16 protein-coding genes and 2 pseudogenes are annotated in these 18,015 nt (G+C 66.4%); 10 read left to right on the plus strand and 8 right to left on the minus strand.

The annotated features are described in order from the left end of the window. Positions 1 to 426: DUF3459 domain-containing protein (locus tag B4L36_RS03835; protein WP_292952631.1), on the plus strand; the 426-nt coding region annotated here is incomplete at its 5' end. Here the strand turns inward: B4L36_RS03835 and B4L36_RS03840 are convergent. After that, positions 423 to 605 (minus strand): hypothetical protein, encoded by a 183-nt coding sequence (locus B4L36_RS03840; RefSeq protein WP_292952634.1) that lies wholly within the window; start codon positions 603 to 605, stop codon positions 423 to 425. The two genes, B4L36_RS03835 and B4L36_RS03840, sit on opposite strands and share 4 nt — an antisense overlap. Before the next feature lie 120 nt (positions 606 to 725). Between B4L36_RS03840 and B4L36_RS03845 the strand changes: the two genes are divergently transcribed. The 7 genes and pseudogenes from B4L36_RS03845 to B4L36_RS03875 all read left to right on the plus strand — a co-directional run bounded on the left by B4L36_RS03845 (position 726) and on the right by B4L36_RS03875 (position 7,308). Then, positions 726 to 1,667, plus strand: coding sequence for a ring-cleaving dioxygenase (locus tag B4L36_RS03845; RefSeq protein ID WP_292952637.1), 942 nt, complete (start codon positions 726 to 728; stop codon positions 1,665 to 1,667). A gap of 119 nt (positions 1,668 to 1,786) precedes the next feature. Then, positions 1,787 to 3,106: an NAD(P)/FAD-dependent oxidoreductase gene (locus tag B4L36_RS03850; protein ID WP_292952640.1), complete on the plus strand. Its 1,320-nt coding sequence runs from the start codon at positions 1,787 to 1,789 to the stop codon at positions 3,104 to 3,106. Beyond that, on the plus strand, positions 3,103 to 3,900 hold the full coding sequence (locus B4L36_RS03855) for a DUF1365 domain-containing protein (RefSeq protein ID WP_292952643.1): 798 nt from the start codon (positions 3,103 to 3,105) through the stop codon (positions 3,898 to 3,900). The genes B4L36_RS03850 and B4L36_RS03855 overlap by 4 nt, the downstream gene beginning before the upstream one ends. A gap of 328 nt (positions 3,901 to 4,228) precedes the next feature. Beyond that, positions 4,229 to 4,432, plus strand: a pseudogene (locus tag B4L36_RS03860) (class I SAM-dependent methyltransferase); the annotation flags it as partial. Positions 4,433 to 4,488: 56 nt separating this feature from the next. Then, positions 4,489 to 5,325, plus strand: a pseudogene (locus B4L36_RS03865) (cryptochrome/photolyase family protein); the annotation flags it as partial. A 62-nt stretch (positions 5,326 to 5,387) separates the two neighbouring features. Continuing rightward, positions 5,388 to 6,581 (plus strand): SAM-dependent methyltransferase, encoded by a 1,194-nt coding sequence (locus tag B4L36_RS03870; protein ID WP_292952646.1) that lies wholly within the window; start codon positions 5,388 to 5,390, stop codon positions 6,579 to 6,581. After that, on the plus strand, positions 6,574 to 7,308 hold the full coding sequence (locus B4L36_RS03875; RefSeq protein ID WP_292952650.1) for an SDR family NAD(P)-dependent oxidoreductase: 735 nt from the start codon (positions 6,574 to 6,576) through the stop codon (positions 7,306 to 7,308). Before B4L36_RS03870 ends, B4L36_RS03875 begins: the two co-directional genes overlap by 8 nt. A gap of 71 nt (positions 7,309 to 7,379) precedes the next feature. Here the strand turns inward: B4L36_RS03875 and B4L36_RS03880 are convergent, their stop codons facing one another. From B4L36_RS03880 to B4L36_RS03890, 3 genes are read right to left on the minus strand one after another with little or no spacing between them, the layout of a single operon-like run. After that, a complete protein-coding gene (locus B4L36_RS03880) occupies positions 7,380 to 8,042 on the minus strand; it encodes an SDR family NAD(P)-dependent oxidoreductase (protein ID WP_349675817.1) in 663 nt (220 codons plus the stop codon). Next, positions 8,042 to 8,440, minus strand: coding sequence for a DUF2177 family protein (locus B4L36_RS03885; RefSeq protein WP_292952653.1), 399 nt, complete (start codon positions 8,438 to 8,440; stop codon positions 8,042 to 8,044). The genes B4L36_RS03880 and B4L36_RS03885 overlap by 1 nt, the downstream gene beginning before the upstream one ends. Positions 8,441 to 8,444: 4 nt before the next feature. Next, entirely contained in the window at positions 8,445 to 9,818 is a 1,374-nt protein-coding gene (locus tag B4L36_RS03890) for a cryptochrome/photolyase family protein (RefSeq protein ID WP_292952656.1), read from the minus strand. A gap of 148 nt (positions 9,819 to 9,966) precedes the next feature. Between B4L36_RS03890 and cobA the strand changes: the two genes are divergently transcribed. Beyond that, a complete protein-coding gene (gene cobA, locus B4L36_RS03895; RefSeq protein WP_292952659.1) occupies positions 9,967 to 10,737 on the plus strand; it encodes a uroporphyrinogen-III C-methyltransferase in 771 nt (256 codons plus the stop codon). Between the two features lie 130 nt (positions 10,738 to 10,867). Next, complete coding sequence (locus B4L36_RS03900; RefSeq protein ID WP_292952662.1) at positions 10,868 to 14,623, plus strand: calcium-binding protein; 3,756 nt, start codon at positions 10,868 to 10,870, stop codon at positions 14,621 to 14,623. On the opposite strand, the gene queG is transcribed toward B4L36_RS03900, so the two are convergent. The 4 genes from queG to B4L36_RS03920 all read right to left on the minus strand — a co-directional run bounded on the left by queG (position 14,620) and on the right by B4L36_RS03920 (position 17,797). Continuing rightward, the gene (gene queG / locus B4L36_RS03905) at positions 14,620 to 15,642 is read right to left on the minus strand and encodes a tRNA epoxyqueuosine(34) reductase QueG (RefSeq protein WP_292952665.1); all 1,023 of its coding nucleotides are present in this window, start codon (positions 15,640 to 15,642) and stop codon (positions 14,620 to 14,622) included. The two genes, B4L36_RS03900 and queG, sit on opposite strands and share 4 nt — an antisense overlap. A gap of 79 nt (positions 15,643 to 15,721) precedes the next feature. Continuing rightward, positions 15,722 to 16,408, minus strand: a complete 687-nt coding sequence (locus tag B4L36_RS03910; RefSeq protein ID WP_292952668.1) for a glutathione S-transferase family protein — start codon at positions 16,406 to 16,408, stop codon at positions 15,722 to 15,724. Between the two features lie 79 nt (positions 16,409 to 16,487). Continuing rightward, positions 16,488 to 17,216, minus strand: coding sequence for a monofunctional biosynthetic peptidoglycan transglycosylase (mtgA, locus tag B4L36_RS03915; RefSeq protein WP_414692135.1), 729 nt, complete (start codon positions 17,214 to 17,216; stop codon positions 16,488 to 16,490). Between the two features lie 53 nt (positions 17,217 to 17,269). After that, positions 17,270 to 17,797 (minus strand): DUF1269 domain-containing protein, encoded by a 528-nt coding sequence (locus B4L36_RS03920; RefSeq protein ID WP_292952674.1) that lies wholly within the window; start codon positions 17,795 to 17,797, stop codon positions 17,270 to 17,272. Positions 17,798 to 18,015 lie beyond the last annotated feature (218 nt).

Consider the following 18,015-nt stretch of genomic DNA (forward strand, 5'->3'; position numbering starts at 1 on the left):
CGCGACGGCTGCCGCACGCCGATGGTCTGGGACAGGACGCAGGCCAATGCGGGCTTCTCGACCGGGATCCCCTGGCTGCCGGTCAAGGAACCGCAGGCCGCGCGCGCAGTCGCGGGCCAGCAGGCCGACAATGACAGCGTGCTGGCCGCCTATCGCGCGATCATCGCGTTTCGCAAGGCCACGCCGGCGCTGCGATGGGGCAGGACCGAGTTTCTGGAGCTGGCCGAGCCGATCCTTGCCTTCCGCCGCGATCACGAGGGACAGGCCGTGACATGTGTCTTCAACCTGTCGGCAAGGCCGGTTCGGCTGAAAACCGACGCCACGGCCCTGACCGGTCCATCCTCGGCCATGCTGGGCGAGGGGATCCTGTCGCTGCCCGCCAACGGTTTTGCCTGGATCGAGGGCGCCCCGGGGTTATCCCGCTAATCGCCCTTGCGGCGCAGGAACAATTCGAACCCAAGATACAACCCCGCCGCGCCGAACAGGATCGCCCAGAACACTGCGCCCGACCGCAGCTCGACCACCGCCCAGATCAGCGGCAGAATGACACAGAGGACACGCACCCAGAGCGGCCGGAAGAACGGCGCATTCGGATCCACCAGCATGATCACCCCCTTGCCCGACGCTGTTTCATCGCGGCCGGACCATCCTGTGCCCTTCGCCCGGCGCGGACAAGCCCCCGGCCGCCAGACAGGGCGCCAGAGAGAAAACCCGAGGAATAGCCCATGCAACTGACCGGACTTCACCATCTGACGGCAATCACCGCCGACGCGCCCGGCAACAACCGCTTCTACACCCGGATCCTGGGCCTGCGCCGGGTCAAGAAGACGGTCAATCAGGACAATGTCTCGGCCTATCATCTGTTTTACGCCGACGGCGCGGGCAATCCGGGAACCGACATCACCTTTTTCGATCTACCGGCCGCAAAAGACCGGCGCGGCACCAATTCGATCAGCCTGACCGGCCTGCGCGTGGCCGAATCGGGTCTGGATTACTGGGCCTCGCGGCTGCGCGACAGCGGTGTCCCGCATGGTGGCGTCACCCTGATCGACGGCCGCGCAGGGATGGATCTGGAAGATCACGAAGGCCAGCGCCTGCGACTGATCGCCGCGCCCGACCCCGAGGGCACGCCCTGGCCCGACAGCCCGGTTCCGGCCGAGCACCGCATCCACGGCCTGGGGCCGGTCACGATCTCGGTGGCCGAACTGGCCCCGACCGAAGCCCTGCTGAGAACAGTGATGAAGATGCGCCGCGTCCGCGACTATCCCGCCCCCGACGGCGCGGGGCAGGTCCATGTCTTCGAGATGGGGGCGGGCGGGGCGGCGGCGGAACTGCATGTCGCCGTCCAGCCCGGCCTGCCCCGGGCACGGCTTGGCGCGGGCGGCGTGCATCACGTGGCCTTCCGCGTGCCCGACAAGGCTGCGCTAAGCGGCTGGGCCGAACGTCTCGGCGCCGCCCGCGTCGCCACGTCGGGCGAGATCGACCGCTTCTATTTCCGTTCGCTCTATTTCCGCGAGCCGGCGGGCAACCTGTTCGAACTTGCCACCGACGGACCGGGCTTCGATGCCGACGAGCCGCGCGACACGATGGGCACGACGCTGTCGCTGCCGCCGTTCCTGGAAGATCGCCGGTCACAGATCGAGGCCGGCCTGAAGCCGCTGGACTGAGGCCGGAAAATCCGGATCGTCGCGCGCAGGGCCGCTTTGCGACGGATCGCAAAATCTGCGCGCCTTGCACCATTTTCGCACCGGCAGCCGTGTCTGGTTCCGACAGCAGGAGAAGCCTCGTGACCAGACTTGCCCATCCCCGCGAAGCCCGGCCGGCCCTGCCGGGCCCCCGCCGCCGTATCGCCGTGATCGGCAGCGGCATATCCGGGCTTGGCACCGCGTGGCTTCTGGATTCGCATCATGACGTGACCCTTTTCGAGGCCGAGCCTCGTGCCGGCGGCCATACCCGCACGGTCGAGGCGATGGGCGCCCGCGTCGATACCGGCTTCATCGTCTGCAACCGCCGCACCTATCCGCTGTTCGTGCCTTTGCTGGAACATCTGGGGGTGGCGCTGGAGCCGTCGGACATGACCTTCTCGGCCAGTTTCGGGAATGGCCGCTACGAATACGGCACCGGCAACACCGCGGCCCTGTTCGCGCAGAGGCGGCGGGCCGTCGATCCGCGCCACCTGCTGATGCTGCGCGACATCCTGCGTTTCTTCCGCCACGCGACGCGCTTTGGCGCCAGCGGTCATTCGCTGGGCGCGATGCTGGATGAATTGCGGCTGGGCGCGGATTTCCGCGACATGTTCCTGCTGCCAATCTCGGGGGCGATCTGGTCCACCCCCTCGCGCGCCATGCTGGATTTCCCGGCCGCCAGCTTCGTGCGGTTCTTCGACAATCACGGTCTGCTGTCGCCATCGGGGCAGCCGAACTGGCTGACCGTGACCGGCGGCGCGCGGGCCTATGTCGATGCGATCCTGACACGGCTGAAGGCGCGCGTCGCGCTGGCCGCGCCGGTTTTCCGCGTGATCCGGGACAAGGAGGGCGTCACCGTCGTCAGCCCCCACGGGCCCCAGCGTTTCGACCGCGCGGTCTTTGCCTGCCACGCCCCGCAGGCGCTGGAGATGCTGGATCATCCCGACGCCGAGGAGCGGGCCGTCCTGTCGGTGTTTCGCACGCAGCCCAACCGGATGGTGCTGCACAGCGATCCGGCCTTCATGCCGCGACGCCCCGCCGCCTGGGCTGCCTGGAACTATATCACGGCGCGGCGACGGCCTGACCCGCACCAGCCGGTCAGCCTGTCCTACTGGATGAACCGGCTTCAGAACCTGAAAACGGAAAGCCCTCTGATCGTGACCCTGAATCCGGAAACCGAGCCGCGCGGCATCCATGACGAGGCGCTCATGGCGCATCCGCAATTCGATACGGCCACGATGGCGGCGCAGGTTCGTTTGCCCTCGATTCAGGGGCGCGGCGGGGTCTATTATGCCGGGGCATGGACGCGATACGGCTTTCACGAGGACGGACTGCTGTCGGCGCTGCGGGTGGCGCAGGCGATGGGAATCGCCTGGCCTCTGGGACAGGACCCCTGGGCCGACGAGGCGCAGGCCGCATGACGGATCTGTGGGACGGCGCGCTGATACCCGCCCGGATCTGGCACGGCAGGCGCGGCGACGTGGCGCGCGAATTCCGCTATCGCACCACGTTTCTGGCGCTGCCCGTGGACCGGATCGATGCAGGCGATCTGCCGCTGGCCATCGACCGGCCCGGATTGTGGTCGCTGCGGCGCCGGGATTACGGTGATCGCGACGGCACATCCCTGCGCGATTTCATCCTGGGGGTGCTGTCGGATGCGGGACTGGCCGAGGCGCGCGAGGTGACACTGATCACCGCACCGCGCACGTCGGGCTATGGCTTCAACCCGGTCAGCTTCTGGCTGTGCCGCGATGACCGGCAGGACCTGCGCGCGGTGCTGGCCGAGGTATCCAATACCTTCGGCGAGCGGCATTTCTATCTGTGCCACCGGCCCGACCGGGGGCCGATCCGCCGCGAGGACCGGCTTGGGGGCGAAAAGATTTTCCACGTCTCGCCGTTCCTGCCGCGCGAAGGTCGCTATCTGTTTCGCTTCGACAGCGGGCCGGGCCGCTTCGGCGCCTGGGTGGATTGGACCAGCGCGGAGGGCAGCCGGCAATTGGGAACCTCGATGGTCGGGCCGGCGCAATCCCTGGACCGGGCGGCACTGCGCCGGGCCGCCCTGAGCCATCCTTTCCAGGCGCAGAAGGTGATAGGCCTGATCCACTGGCAGGCCGTGAAACTTCGTGCCCGTGGACTTCGTTATCTGCCAAAACCGCCGCAGCGTCCCGGCCGCAGGTCAGAGGCGACCGGTCTGGATCGCGACGGGGAAGAATGAAAGAACTGGGGGGTCGTTCATGTTGTTTCAGCGCCGGTTGACACGAGAATTTCTTGACACCGCCCGCAAGGTGCGGCTCGGCACCTTGCGCGTCGTCACGCCCGAGGGCGAGGTCCATCATTTCGGCGGCACCGCTCCGGGGCCGGAGGCCGCGCTGATCGTGCATGATTGGCGCACCATTCCGGCGCTGGCCGCCAAGGGCGACATCGGCATGACCGAGGCCTATCGCGACGGCTGGTGCGACACCCCCGACCTCGAGGCATTGCTGACGCTGGCATTGCTGAACGAGGACGCGCTGGAGCGGTATATCTATGGCAACCGCCTGCGGATGCTGGCGCTGCGGGCATTATATGTGCTGAACCGCAACACCCGAACCGGGGCGCGGCGCAATATCTCGGCGCATTACGATCTGGGCAACGATTTCTATTCGCTGTGGCTGGATCCCAGCATGACCTATTCCTCGGCGCTGTTCAGCGATGGCGATGATCTGGGCGCCGCGCAGCAGCGAAAATACGATCGCATCATCGACAATCTGGCCGGCGAATCGGGGCGGCTGCTGGAAATCGGCTGCGGCTGGGGCGNNGGCGTGATATCGTGCGCCCCTTTGTCCGTCTGGGCGAGGCCGCAGCACAGGCGCGGCTGGGGTCCTTCATCGCGCATATCGTCGAAGGCTATGATGAAAGCCGCGACATGCCGGGCGAAGACGGCACCTCTGCGCTGTCCGAAAACCTCTCTTTGGGCGAAATCAGCCCGGCGCAATGCTGGCATGCTGGTCAGCGTGCGATGCAAGATGGTAAGCGGGGGGCAGAGACCTTTCTGAAAGAACTCGCTTGGCGCGAGTTTGCTTATCATCTGATGTACCACACGCCCCGCATCCTTGACCAAAACTGGCGCGAGGAATGGCAGGCTTTCCCGTGTTTTCAGGATGAGCGCCGCGCCGAGGTACTGGCGTGGAAACAGGGGCGCACCGGCGTGCCATTCGTCGATGCCGCCATGCGCGAATTGCAGGTCACCGGGCGGATCCACAACCGGGGCCGCATGATTATGGCGAGCTATTTGACCAAACACCTCATGTGTCACTGGCGCATCGGCCAAAAGTGGTTCGAAGAGCACCTGATCGACTGGGATCCGGCCAACAACGCGATGGGCTGGCAATGGGCCGCGGGCTCTGGCCCCGATGCGACGCCGTTCTTTCGCATTTTCAATCCTGAAACCCAGCTTGATCGGTTCGACAAGGGCCGAGACTATACCCGCCGCTGGATCGCCGAGGGCCGGGCAAGCCCGAGCAAGGATGCGCTGGCCTATTTCGTCGCGATCCCACGCCGCTGGGGCCTCAGCCCGGATGACGACTATCCCGACCCGATTGTCGATCTTTCGGAAGGGCGCGAACGGGCACTGGATGCCTACCGCAATCGTGATTTTTAAATTTTTGCGAAACAGCAGCCTGCGGTTACAGTAGGCGCCAAGAACAAGAACGGAACCGAGGTATGAAGCTGACGACAACAGAGGGGCAGAAGGGTCTGCCGCGCTATTTCCCACAGGTCTTTGCCATGGCGCAGGCGATGCAGCATGGGCGGGTGGAATTCGTCTTGCCCGATGGCCGCGCGTTCCGGGCCGAAGGGGCCAAACCCGGCCCGGTGGCCGAATTGCATATCCACAACGATGACCTCTTTGCCCGCCTGATCCGCGAGGGCGATCTGGGCTTTTGTGACGCATACCTTGACGAATGGTGGTCGACCCCCGACCTGCAAGCCTTCATGGATTTGGTGCATGCTGGCAACGAAACGGTTTACGACGGCTTCCCTGGCCAAGGGCTGCTGCGTCAGTTTGAGAAGTTCCGCTTTTGGCTGCAACGCAACAACCGCAAGCAGGCCAAACGCAACATCATCAAGCACTATGATCTTGGCAATGAGTTCTACGGGCTTTGGCTGGATGAGACGATGACCTATTCCTCGGCCATGTTCGAGGACGGCGCGCAGATGTCGCTAGAGGCCGCGCAGACCGCCAAATACAAATCCATGGTCGATCAGATGGGGGTTCAACCGGGCGATCACGTGTTGGAAATCGGCTGCGGCTGGGGCGGCTTTGCCGAGCGCGCCCTGTCGCGGGGCGATTTCGCGCCCAAGGGCCTGACCCTGTCGGTCGAGCAGGCCGAATACGCGCGGCGCAGGCTGGACGGCAATGCCGAGATCGCGTTGCAGGATTACCGCGACGAAAGCGGCCGTTTCGATCATGTCGTCTCGATCGAGATGTTCGAGGCGGTCGGCGAACGCTACTGGCGCGATTATTTCGGCAAGCTGGCGCAGGTCCTGTCGCAGAAGGGCCGGGCGATGGTGCAGACAATCACCGTGGCCGACCGCTATTTCGACCGTTATCGCGCCGGACCCGACATGATCCGCAGCTTCATCTTTCCCGGTGGAATGCTGCCCTCGCCCACCCGGTTCGAGGCCGAGGCGCGGGCGGTCGGGCTGCGTATCGAGGAGACGTTCAACTTCGGGCTGGATTATGCGCGTACCCTGCGCGACTGGCTGGCCCGCTTCGACGAAAGCCTGCCCCGGATCCGCGAGATGGGATTTGACGAGGGATTCATCCGCGTCTGGCGTTTCTATCTTGCCGCCTGCGCCGCGTCGTTCAGCGTCGGGCGCACCGATGTCATTCAATATCGCATGTCCCATGGCTGAACGGATCTGGATCATCGGCGCCAGCGACGGGATCGGCCGCGAACTGGCGCTGGCCTATGCCCGCGAAGGGGCGGATCTGATCCTGTCGGCACGCGGCAGGGACAAGCTGGCAGAGGTCGCGGCCGAAGCCGGCGAGGCCGAAATCCTGCCGCTCGACGTGGCCGACCGCGCCTCGATCGAGGCCGCGGCGGCGGCGATCGCCGCGGGCGGCAAGCTGGACCGGATCGTGCATCTGGCGGCGCTTTACGATCCCGGACGGATCGCCGATCTGGATCCGGAGAAGGCCGCGCAGCTTGTCACCGTGAACCTGACCGGCAGCTTTCACATCGCACAGGTCGGACCGAGGCTGCTGCGCAAGCACGGTCAGCTGGCATTGTGCGGATCGGTCGCAGGCTATGTCGGGCTGCCGCAGGGCCAGATCTATTCCGCGACCAAGGCCGGGGTGATCAATCTGGCCGAAAGCCTGCGCGCCGAACGACCGGATGTGGATGTCCGGCTGATCTGCCCCGGCTTCGTCGACACCCGGATGACGCGCAGGAACCGGTTCCGGATGCCGGCCATCATGCCGGCCGACAAGGCCGCCGCCGCGATCATGAAAGGGCTCGCCGGCAAGCAGTTCGAGATCCATTTTCCGCATCGCCTGACCCGGACGTTGAAGCTGATCCGCGCCCTGCCCTATGCCGCCTCGCTGCGCCTGACCCGAAGGCTCAGCCGCGACGGCGACTAGGCCGTTCGCAGCGCCGGCGCGGGCGGCGGGCGCCCGTCAGGCTGTCACGTCCCTTGCGACGGCCAGGCCGATCACCACGGCACCACCTCGCCCTTCCAGTCGCGAAACCCGCCGCTGTCCCGCGCCGTCAGCCCGGCGATCACGTCCAGCAGCGCGCGGGCGCTGCGGTCGGGCGTGATGGTCCGATAGCGGGCGGCATATTTTGCGGTCAGGGGTGTCTCGACCGTGCCCGGATGCAGCGCGACGAAGATGCTGTCGGGATTGTGCCGCTGCCATTCGATCGCGGCGGTGCGGATGATCTGGTTCTGCGCGGCCTTTGCTGCGCGATAGGACACCCAGCCGCCCAACCCGTTATCGCCGATCGAGCCGACCCGCGCCGACAGAGAGGCAAAGACGGCCCGCCCCTTGTCGCGCAGAAGCGGCGCAAAATGGCGGATCGCCAGCGCCACGCCGGTCGCGTTCAGGGCGAATTGCCGCGCCATCGCCTGCGCGTCGATTGCCGCGAAGCTTTTTTCCGGTTCATGGCCGCCGATCACCAGCGCGCCCGTTGCGTTGAAGATCAGATCGAACGGCCGCTCCAGCCGGGCTGCCAGCGGGCCCGGTGTCGTCGGGTCTGTCAGATCCAACCCGTCATCGCGGCGCGACAGGCGCGTCACCCTGGCGCCGTCCCGGGCCAGGCGATCGCAGACCGCCGCGCCGATCCCGCCCGAAGCGCCCAGAACCAGCGCCCGCATCAGCCGACCATGCGGACGATCGTCACACCAGCCCAGGCCGAGAGCCCGGTCAGAAAACCGCCCCAGGCGGTGTCCGCGACAACCTGCGCCCATGACCAGTCGCGCATGATGGCAAGGCTGGTGAATTCATAAGTGCCATAGCACATCAGCCCCAGCAGCGCGCCGGCCAGCAAAGCCTGCACCGGCGCTCCGTCCCGCAAGGCCGGGACCGAAACGAAATACAAAAGCCCCACCACATAGAAGGCATAGAAGGCCGCAGCCGGGCCCAGCCGGAACGGATCGGCCAGCAGATCGCCGATGGAACGCTCGAAGATCGGCCGGATCAGAAATCTGATCCCCACCACATCCACGGCAAGAAACACGATCAGTGTCGAGAAATAGAGGATGATCATCTTCATCATGCTAATCCTTGAAATCCTCGTAAGCCGTCAACGCCCGTGATCGGCCCTGCGACAGAGAGATCGCAGGCATCGGCGTCCGGTCCAGATCGATCTGCCACGACCGCGGGGCCGCCCTGGCGAAAGCCTGCGCGCCCCTGGCATCAGGCTTCAGCCAGTGGTCGCGATAGCGCGCGGCGGCATCGAATTTTCCGGCCTGGGTGTCGGGGTTGAAAACACGGAAATAGGGGGCGGAATCCGGCCCGCATCCCGCCACCCATTGCCAGTTCATCGCGTTCGAGGCCGCGTCCCAGTCGATCAGCGTGCGGGCGAACCAGTCCAGGCCCACGCGCCAATCGGTCAGCAGATGCTTGGTCAGATAGCTGCCGGCGATCATGCGGACGCGATTATGCATCCGTCCGGTCACGAACAGCTCGCGCATCCCGGCATCGACCATCGCGACGCCGGTCAGGCCGCGTCGCCAGTTCTCGGCGTCGTTGTTGTCGCGCTTCCACGGAAAATCATTCCATTCCTCGCGCCAGCAGGTCTGGTCCATCTGCGGCATCTCGTGGAACAATTCCCGCGCGAATTCCCGCCAGGCCACCTCGCGAAGAAAACCCTCGACCCCCTGCCGCCCCGCCTCGCGCGCCGCCTGCCCGACATGCCAGATACGCCGGGCGCTGATCTCGCCCACGGCAAGCGCGTCGGACAGGTTCGAGGTGCCGTCCCGCCAGGGCTGGTCGCGGTGATCGGCGTAGTCGCGCACCGGCCCGTGCAGGAAATCGTCCAGCCGGTCGCGCGCGGCATCCTCGCCGGGCTGGACATGATCGGCCACGACCGGCCAGCCGCGATCCATTACCGCCCTCGCCTCGGGCCAGTCGGTGCCGTCGCTGTCGGGCCATGTCTCGGGCAGGGTCAGCGAGGGCGGGTTCAGCGGCGCCTCGATCCGGGTCGTGCGCAGCGCCCGCCAGAATGGCGTGAAGACCTTGTAGATGCCGCCCTGCTGCGTCGTGACCGAGCCGCGCGGCACCAGATCGGCCAGCGGATGCAGGTGCAACGCGGCCCCGCCGCGCAGGGCGGCCGCCTTCAACCCGTGATCGCTGGCAAAGGGGAAGCCCTCGGTCGTGTGGATTGCCGTGGCGCCGGTCTCGCGCGCGATCCGTTCCAGAACCTCGGCCGGATCGCCCCGGCGCAGGATCAGGCGACTGTTGCGGCCATGCAGCGCGGCCTGAAGCCGGGGCAGCGACAGCGCCTGACGCTGGGCGCTGGCCGGATGATCGCGCGCCTCTGCCGGATCCAGGATCACAAGCGGGATGACCGGTCCCGAACCGGCTGCCGCGACCAGGGCGGGATGATCGTCCAGCCGCAGCACACGTCGAAACCAGCAGATTACCGTCATCGTCCAACCCTGTTAGTTGCCTGCAAAGACACGCATGAAACGGCCGAAAGTTTCAAGCAAAGCGCAAGGAGCCGGCCGGGCGCGCCATTGTCAGCCCCGCCGTCGGTGATATAGCTGGATCAGACCCGCCACCCCGAAAGTCCTGCCCGTGATCCGATCCGCCCTTCGCCCCGGCTTCGTCTCGCTCGTCTCGGCCGGGCCGGGCGATCCCGAACTGCTGACGCTGAAGGCCGCGCGGCGACTGTCCGAGGCCGATGTGGTCCTGTTCGACGATCTCGCCTCGGGGCCGGTGCTGGACCACGCCGATCCGGCGGCGCAGATGATCTCGGTCGGCAAGCGGGCAGGGCGGCCTTCGGCGCGGCAGGAACACGTGAACGCGCTGCTGGTCGAACATGCGCGCCGGAACCGCCGCGTGGTTCGGTTGAAATCGGGGGATGCGGGAATTTTCGGGCGGCTCGAGGAAGAGATCGTGGCCCTGACCGAGGCCGGTATCCCGTTCGAGATCGTGCCCGGCGTGACCTCGGCCGCGGCCGCCGCAGCCGCCGCGTCGATTCCGCTGACCCGCCGCCTGACCGCCCGGCGCCTGCAATTCGTGACCGGTGCCGACGTGACCGGCCATCTGCCGCAGGACATCAACTGGGCAGCCCTGGCCGATCCGCAGGTCACCACCGTCGTCTTCATGGGTCAGCGCAGTTTCCCGGAACTGGCGAAAGGTCTGCGCGTGCACGGCCTGCCCGGCACCACCCCGGCGCTGTTCGCCGAGGCGGTCGGCCATCCCGAACAGCGGCTGCTGCGCACCGACATTGACAGCCTGGCCCGGATCATGGCCCGGACGCGGGTGACGCAGCCGGGTCTGATCCTTTATGGTCCGCTGGCGTTCGGTCGGCCTGCTGCGAATGCGCCGTCACCCCGAACCTGACCCGCTCACCCCGCGGCATCGGGTTGCATAAAATGCAAATCAGATCCGGATGGCGCGGCGGCGCGGTTTAAGGCCCTGTTAAATCGCCTGACCTAGCCTTCTCCGACGGCCCAACTCAGCCGGTTGAACCATGCTCACCTATAGCCACGTGGTCACGACGGGGACCGCGGACAACGCCTTTCTGTCCAACCTCACCGATCTGGCGATTGTCTGGTTCGGCGGACGGCTGGTGCTTGTCAGCAGCAACACGTTCCAGGGCGGGATCGCCAGTTTTGCGACCGACGGATCGGGCACGCCGCTGACACGCATCGACAGCATCGCGTTCGGCGACAAATTCAGCTATCAGGGCAATCCCGAAATCAGCGTTCTCGCCCTGGCCCAGGGGCCACAACTGCATCTGGGGCAGTTGGGCGGGGCCGCGGATCTGGGAATCGCCGTCGCCGCGAACGGCGATCTGGGCAGTTTCCGCACGATCCTGGGCGGGTCCGGACCGGGCGCCGCGATCGGCGCGATCGGCACGTTCGAGACCGAGGCGGGGCGATTTCTCTATTCGGCCAATGCGCGGACATTGACGCTGGAAACGCGTCGCATCGGCGATGACGGAAGTCTTCTGGATACGTCATCGGCCAGCATCCCGATCAGCAGCGCCCCGCCGGACGCGGCGCTGGACAAGATCATCGGCCTGACGGTCCAGGGCCAGCGGATGCTGGTCGCGATCTCGGGCCTGGGCAATTTCATCTCGACCCACCTGGTGGGCGAGGACGGCGTTCTGGATGGTGGCAAGGTTCATGCCTCGGCGCAGGGAACCGGCTATTACATCCCGACCGACATCGAGGCGGTCCAGTTCGGCGGCAAATCCTTTCTGATCGTCGCGGGCGGAACCTCGTCCTCGCTGTCGGTCTTCCAGCTTTCCTCGACCGGCGAGGTGACGGCGGTCGATCACGTCATCGATGAAAGGACGACGCGCTTTCAGTCCGCGACCGCGATGGCGACGGCCGTGGTGGATGGGCGCGCCTATGTCTTTGCCGGCGGCGCCGATGACGGGATCAGCGTCTTCACGGTCCTGCCGGATGGACGGCTTCTGCATCTGGCCACGATCGAGGATACGGACGCGCTGACCCTTGCCGATGTCAGCGATATCGAGGCGCAGGTGATGGGCGGCAAGATCGCGCTGTTCGTCGCCAGCGGCACCGAGACCGGAATCACACAGCTTGAATTCGATCCGGGCCGGCTGGGCATGACCGGCAGCGGCACGACCGGCAATGCCGGCGGCACCGCCCGCGATGACCTGATCGTCGCCCGCGACGGCACGACGCGCCTGTTCGGCGGGGACGGCGACGATATCCTTGTCTCGAAAAGCCAGAGCGTGTCGATGACCGGCGGCGCCGGCGCCGACATCTTCGTCGCCACACGCTTTGACGGCCGGATTGCGATCCTCGACTACGAAAAGGGCGTCGACCGGCTGGATCTGTCGATGCTGGGCATGATCCGCAGCACATGGCAACTGACCTTCGCGCCGCAAAGCTATGGCATCAAGATTTTCTACGGCAATTCGGTCATTGACATCTTTTCCGCCGATGGCACCACGCTGGCTGCATCAGATTTCGGCAACGAGATGTTCCCGATCGCCCATTACTGGGTGCCCGAACTGGACCCCTCCACCATCGACCCGTCCGAGGTGCCCTCGACCGTCGGCCGCTGGATCTTTGGCTCCGAGGCTCCGGACCGCCTGTTGGGACAGGCCGGCCCGGACCGGATCGAGGCAAAGGCGGGCAATGATACGGTCGCGGCCGGCGGCGGTGCGGACACGGTCTTCGGCGGAGACGGCGAAGACCTTCTGCGCGGACATGACGGCGCTGACCTGCTTTATGGCGGTGCCGGCCGGGACACGATCTTCGGCGACAACCAGGACGATCAGATTTATGGCGAAGCCGGCGGCGATTACATCTACGGCGGCAGCGGCAATGACCGCATCGAAGGCGGCGACGGAAACGACCGCGTCTATGGCAATTCCGGCGATGACGTGATCACAGGCGGGAACGGCAACGACACCCTTTGGGGCAATGACGGCGACGATTTGCTGGAGGCGACGGCGGGCGACAACCTGCTTGGCGGCGGCGGCGGCCGGGACACCCTGATCGGCGGGGCCGGGCGCGACATGCTGCGCGGCGGCGCCGACCAGGACCTGCTGCGTGGCGGATCGGGACAGGACACGTTGCTGGGCGAGGACCAGAACGACCGGCTTTATGGCGATGCGGGCGATGACCGGCTTTATGGCGGCCCCGGCAACGACATGATCTATGGCGGGCAGGGCAATGACCTGCTGGCGGGCGAAGACGGCAACGACCGGCTGGGCGGGAATGACGGCAACGACATCGTGCAGGGCGGCGATGGTCGAGATTGGCTGGCAGGGGGGAATGGCGATGATCTGCTTTATGGGGGCGGTGACGACGATACCGTGATCGGCGGCGATGGGAATGACCGGTTGGAGGCGGTATCGGGCAATGACTACCTGATCGGAGGCGCCGGCCGCGACACGCTGATCGGCCAGTCCGGGCGCGACCGGTTATCGGGCGGAACCGGCAACGACAAGCTTTACGGTTTCGGCGGCGACGACCTGCTGGGCGGCCATGACGGTGACGATCGGCTGGATGGCGGTGCCAACCAGGATACGCTGCGCGGCGGGGCGGGCAATGACCGGCTGTACGGCGGCACCGGGAACGATGTGCTGGAGGGTGAGGACGGCGACGACTATCTCAACGGCGGCAATGGCGACGACCTGATGCAAGGCGGCGCGGATGACGACCGGTTGGAAGGCGGAAACGGTAACGACGAACTGCGCGGAGATGACGGCAACGACACCGTCATCGGCGGCTATGGCAATGACTGGATCAGCGGTGGCGGCGGCAACGACCGGCTCTACGGGCAATCGGGCAACGACCGGCTGTTCGGATATTCCGGCAACGATTTCCTGCGCGGCGGCGAGGACAGAGACCGGCTTGACGGCGGTTCGGGACGCGATCTTCTTTTCGGAGAAGAGGGCCGGGACACGATCTTCGGCGGCAACGGCAACGACTGGCTCGAGGGCGGCAGCGGCAATGACCAACTGCGCGGCGAGGATGGCGACGACACCCTGGTCGGCGGGGACGGCGATGACTGGCTCAGTGGCGGCAGGGGCAACAACCGGCTTTACGGGCAGGCCGGCGATGACCGGCTCTACGGCTATTCCGGCAACGATTTCATCCGTGGCGGCAGCGGCCGGGACCGATTGGAGGGACGCGGCGGCAATGACCGGCTTTACGGCGAATCCGGCGACGATGTGATGATCGGCGGCGCGGGGGCGGACAGATTGTATGGCGGCACGCAGAACGACAGGCTCTACGGCGATGATGGCAACGATTACCTGGCCGGGCAGCAGGGCGATGACACGATCCTGGGCGGGGGCGGCAACGACCGGATCGGCGGTTCGGACGGCAACGATGTTCTGTCGGCGCAGACCGGCGATGACAGCCTCTGGGGCGGGGCTGGCAATGACAGATTGATCGGCGGCGCGGGCGACGACTGGCTGATCGGGGGCGCAGGGGCGGACCGACTGGAAGGCGGCTCGGGTCGCGACCGTTTCCGCTTTGATTCCGTCAGCGACAGCCGCATCGGATCGCCCGATTTCATCCAGGATTTCCGGCCCGGCATCGACCTCCTGGATCTGTCGGCCCTGCGACTGCAATTTGTCGGCAGGCGCGGCTTTTCCGGTGACAACCAGCTTCGATGGACGCAATCGGGTGGCGACACCCATGTCTTTGCAGATCTCGACGGTGACGGGCGGGCCGACCTGCATATCCGGCTGGACGGCCAGCTTGGCCTCGACAGCGACGATTTCCTGCTCTAACGCTCAGTCAGCCGCGCCTCGGCCCATGTGGCGGCATCCGCGACCACCGGATCGGCATCGCCGCGCAGATTCCGTGCCACGGGCGCAAGCCGGCGATCGGCGGAATTACCGATGGCGTACAAGACGTTGCGGATGAACCTGTTGCGCCCGATCCGCTTGATCGCCGAGCCCGCGAACCGCGCCCGGAACCCGGCATCGTCCAGCTCCGCCAGCTCCGCCAGCGTCGGTGCCCCCGCGATCCCGCGATAGCGCATCTCCGATCCCTCGCGCGCGAACTTGTTCCACGGGCAGACCGCCAGGCAATCGTCGCAACCATAGATGCGGTTGCCCATCAGGGGCCGCAATTCGGGATCGACCGGCCCCTTGTGCTCGATGGTCAGGTAAGAGATGCAGCGCCGCGCATCCAGCTGGAACGGCGCCGGGAAGGCCCCGGTCGGACAGATGTCCAGACAGGCCCGGCAGGACCCGCAATGCTCGTCCTCCGGCGGATCGGGCGGCAGATCCAGCGTGGTGAAGATCGCGCCCAGGAAAAACCAGCTACCCAGATCACGGGCCAGAAGATTGGTGTGTTTGCCCTGCCAGCCCAGCCCCGCAGCCTGCGCCAGCGGCTTTTCCATCACCGGCGCGGTATCGACGAAAACCTTGATCGCCTCGTCCTGATGGCGCGTCAGCATCCAGCGACCCAGCCGCTTCAGACGCTTCTTGACCAGATCGTGATAATCCCGCCCCTGCGCATAGACGCTGATCGCCGCCCGGTCGCGCGCCTCCAGCACGGCCAGCGGATCGTGATCCGGCGTGTAGAGATCGGCCAGCATGACCACCGACCGCGCCTCGGGCCACAGGGCGGCCGGATCGCCTCGCCAATGGCTGCGCTCGGCCATCCAGCCCATCTGGCCGTGCCGCCCGGCCTGCAGGAACGCACGCAAACGGCCCGCCGCCTCGGGAATGGCATCGGGTCGCGCCACCCGCATCTTGGCAAACCCGGCGGCCAGCGCCTCGGCCGCCAGCGCCTCTTTCATCTGCGTTGCCGAAATACCCCGGGGGGTCCGGGGGGCCGGCCCCCCGGCCGTCGCGGGACGCAATCCCGCATCGGCTTGCCTATCCGAAATCGAGTTCGGCATAATGCGGGGCCGGCTGGATGCCGGGCACCTGATCGGCCAGGACGCCCCGGAAGGCCGGGCGCGACTTGATCGTTGCATACCAGTCCCGCAAGACCTCGGACCGATCCCAATCGACGTCCGAGATGTAGTCCAGGCAGGAAAAATGCGCCGCGGCTGTGAAGTCGGCCAGAGACATCGCGCCCCCTGCCAGCCAGCGGCGGTCTTCCAGCAGTCCGGCCAGATAATCGATGTGCTCCTTGATCGCGCGCAGGCCATCCTTGACCGCCCGGCTGTCCGGATAGCCCGAACGCAGGATCTTCTTCCAGACCCGCTCGTTCAGGATGGGCTGGGTGACTTCGCTGTTGAACTTGTCGTCGAACCAGGCGCAAAGCCGGCGCACCTCGTGCCGGTCCAGCGCACCCCTGGGCATCAGCGGCGATTCGGACACGACCTCGTCGATATATTCGACGATGGCCTGACTTTCGGCCAGCATGGTACCGCGGAAACGAAGGACCGGCAGCTTGCCGGCCGGATTGCGGCGCTTCAGATCGGGCGGATTCTCCCAGTATTTCTCCTCGACCAGTTCGACCTCGATCTTCTTTTCGGCCAGAACCAGGCGGACCTTCCGGCAAAAGGGCGACAGGGTCGAATGATAAAGCCGCGTGGTCTGCGTGTTGGTGTTCATCGGCTGCTCGGCATTCCTCGTGACGATCGGCCGTCTTGATACGCCCCGATACCCGGTGTTTCAACCACGGCGGTCCCGGCTAGAAGCAATCCGCCCGCCCATCGCGGCGAATCGTGGCCGCACCATCGGCGATGGACCGCGACCGGGCCGAGGCTTGCCGCGGATCGCGCGTTTTGGGCGAGGGCAGGACCGCCGCCAACCGCGCCGCCTGAACCGCGTCCAGTCGATCGGGCGTGGTGCCATAGAATTCGCGCGCCGCCGCCCCGATACCAAAGACGCCCGGTCCGAATTCGGCCAGGTTCAGATAGACCTCGAGGATCCGCCGCTTGGACCAGAAGGCTTCGATCAGCGGTGTGAAGACTGTCTCCAGGGCCTTGCGCGGCCAGCTTCGGCCCTGCCACAGAAAGACGTTCTTCGCAGTCTGCTGGCTGATCGTCGAGGCCCCCCGGCTGGATCCCGAGGCCACGACGCGCCGGATCTCGTCCATGTCGAAACCCCAGTGGCGACAGAAATTCGCATCCTCGGCGGCGACCACGGCCCGCCGCATCTGGGGCGATACGTCGCCCAGATCGACCCAGACACGCGGCGTGATCGGCCGCTTGCGCGCCTCGCCGACGATGGTCAGGGTCGTCGGCGGGTTGATGAAGGCATAGATCCCCACCAGCATCGCCATCAGCACGAACACGCGCAGCGCGAACCACCGCATCCACACCGCCAGCCGCCGCAGCGGGCGCCAGCGGCGGCGCCCGCCCGGCCGGGGATCCGCCGGATTCGCGGCAGGCGGTCTGATGAGGGCGCGCAGGATCATGAGGGCGGCTTTGTCACGCCGCGCCTCGGGCCGTCAAGCGCGGGTTGCGCGGATCAACCGGCGGGCGACGCCGGCGGGACGGGCGGCACGCCGCCGCCCGACAGCGCATCCCGCAGCTTCTGTTCATCCTCCTGGGACAACGAGGTTTGCAGGATCCGGCCGCGATGGTGAAAGCCCTCGAGACGGGCCAGCACCTTGTCGGCGGTCATCTTGCGCAGAAGGATGAAAACCGCCGATCCGCCCGGTTGCAGCGAATGACCGACATCGCGCATGAAATCGTCGTTGATGCCGATGTCGCTGAAACGTCCGGCCAGAGCGCCCGCCCCCGCGCCCACGGCCGCCCCCAGCAGCGGATTCAGGAACACAAGTCCGACCAGCGCGCCCCAGAAGCCGCCGCCGACCGCGCCGGCGGCGGTCAGGTTCACGGCCTGATGCAACTGGATATCATCCTCGGACGGGCGGGTCACGACCACCGCGTCCTCAAGCTCGATCAGGTATTCCTTCTGCATCTTGACCAGTTCGGTCCGCAATTCGAAACCGGTTGTCTCGTCGTCGAACGCGATCGCGATCAGTTCTGACATCGAAAGATCCTCCGCTTTGGCAAGCCCGCCTGCAACAGCAACCCGACGCCCTGGCGCGGGTTCCCGCCAGGGTCGGAAAGGCGGCCACGACCGGTCGCGCGGCGCGGGCGGGCGGCGGGCCGGCTATTCCGCCGGCACCGCGCGCGGGGCATCGTCCGCCTCGATCGGATGCGGAAGATGGGCCAGCATTTCCTTGGGGCAGACCTGCAGGAAACGCG

Origin of the sequence: Paracoccus sp. UBA889, assembly GCA_002294185.1 — a bacterium.
GTDB lineage: Bacteria > Pseudomonadota > Alphaproteobacteria > Rhodobacterales > Rhodobacteraceae > Paracoccus.

Bases quoted from the DNA above. Each gene is read 5' to 3' on its own strand.
- B4L36_RS03880 (WP_349675817.1), bottom strand. From the start codon at position 8,042: ATGCGGGCGCTGGTTCTGGGCGCTTCGGGCGGGATCGGCGCGGCGGTC.
- mtgA (WP_414692135.1), bottom strand. From the start codon at position 17,216: ATGATCCTGCGCGCCCTCATCAGACCGCCTGCCGCGAATCCGGCGGAT.
- B4L36_RS03890 (WP_292952656.1), bottom strand. From the start codon at position 9,818: ATGACGGTAATCTGCTGGTTTCGACGTGTGCTGCGGCTGGACGATCAT.
- B4L36_RS03875 (WP_292952650.1), top strand. From the start codon at position 6,574: ATGGCTGAACGGATCTGGATCATCGGCGCCAGCGACGGGATCGGCCGC.
- B4L36_RS03910 (WP_292952668.1), bottom strand. From the start codon at position 16,408: ATGAACACCAACACGCAGACCACGCGGCTTTATCATTCGACCCTGTCG.
- B4L36_RS03885 (WP_292952653.1), bottom strand. From the start codon at position 8,440: ATGAAGATGATCATCCTCTATTTCTCGACACTGATCGTGTTTCTTGCC.
- B4L36_RS03855 (WP_292952643.1), top strand. From the start codon at position 3,103: ATGACGGATCTGTGGGACGGCGCGCTGATACCCGCCCGGATCTGGCAC.
- B4L36_RS03920 (WP_292952674.1), bottom strand. From the start codon at position 17,797: ATGTCAGAACTGATCGCGATCGCGTTCGACGACGAGACAACCGGTTTC.
- B4L36_RS03845 (WP_292952637.1), top strand. From the start codon at position 726: ATGCAACTGACCGGACTTCACCATCTGACGGCAATCACCGCCGACGCG.
- B4L36_RS03840 (WP_292952634.1), bottom strand. From the start codon at position 605: ATGCTGGTGGATCCGAATGCGCCGTTCTTCCGGCCGCTCTGGGTGCGT.
- B4L36_RS03870 (WP_292952646.1), top strand. From the start codon at position 5,388: ATGAAGCTGACGACAACAGAGGGGCAGAAGGGTCTGCCGCGCTATTTC.
- queG (WP_292952665.1), bottom strand. From the start codon at position 15,642: ATGAAAGAGGCGCTGGCGGCCGAGGCGCTGGCCGCCGGGTTTGCCAAG.
- B4L36_RS03900 (WP_292952662.1), top strand. From the start codon at position 10,868: ATGCTCACCTATAGCCACGTGGTCACGACGGGGACCGCGGACAACGCC.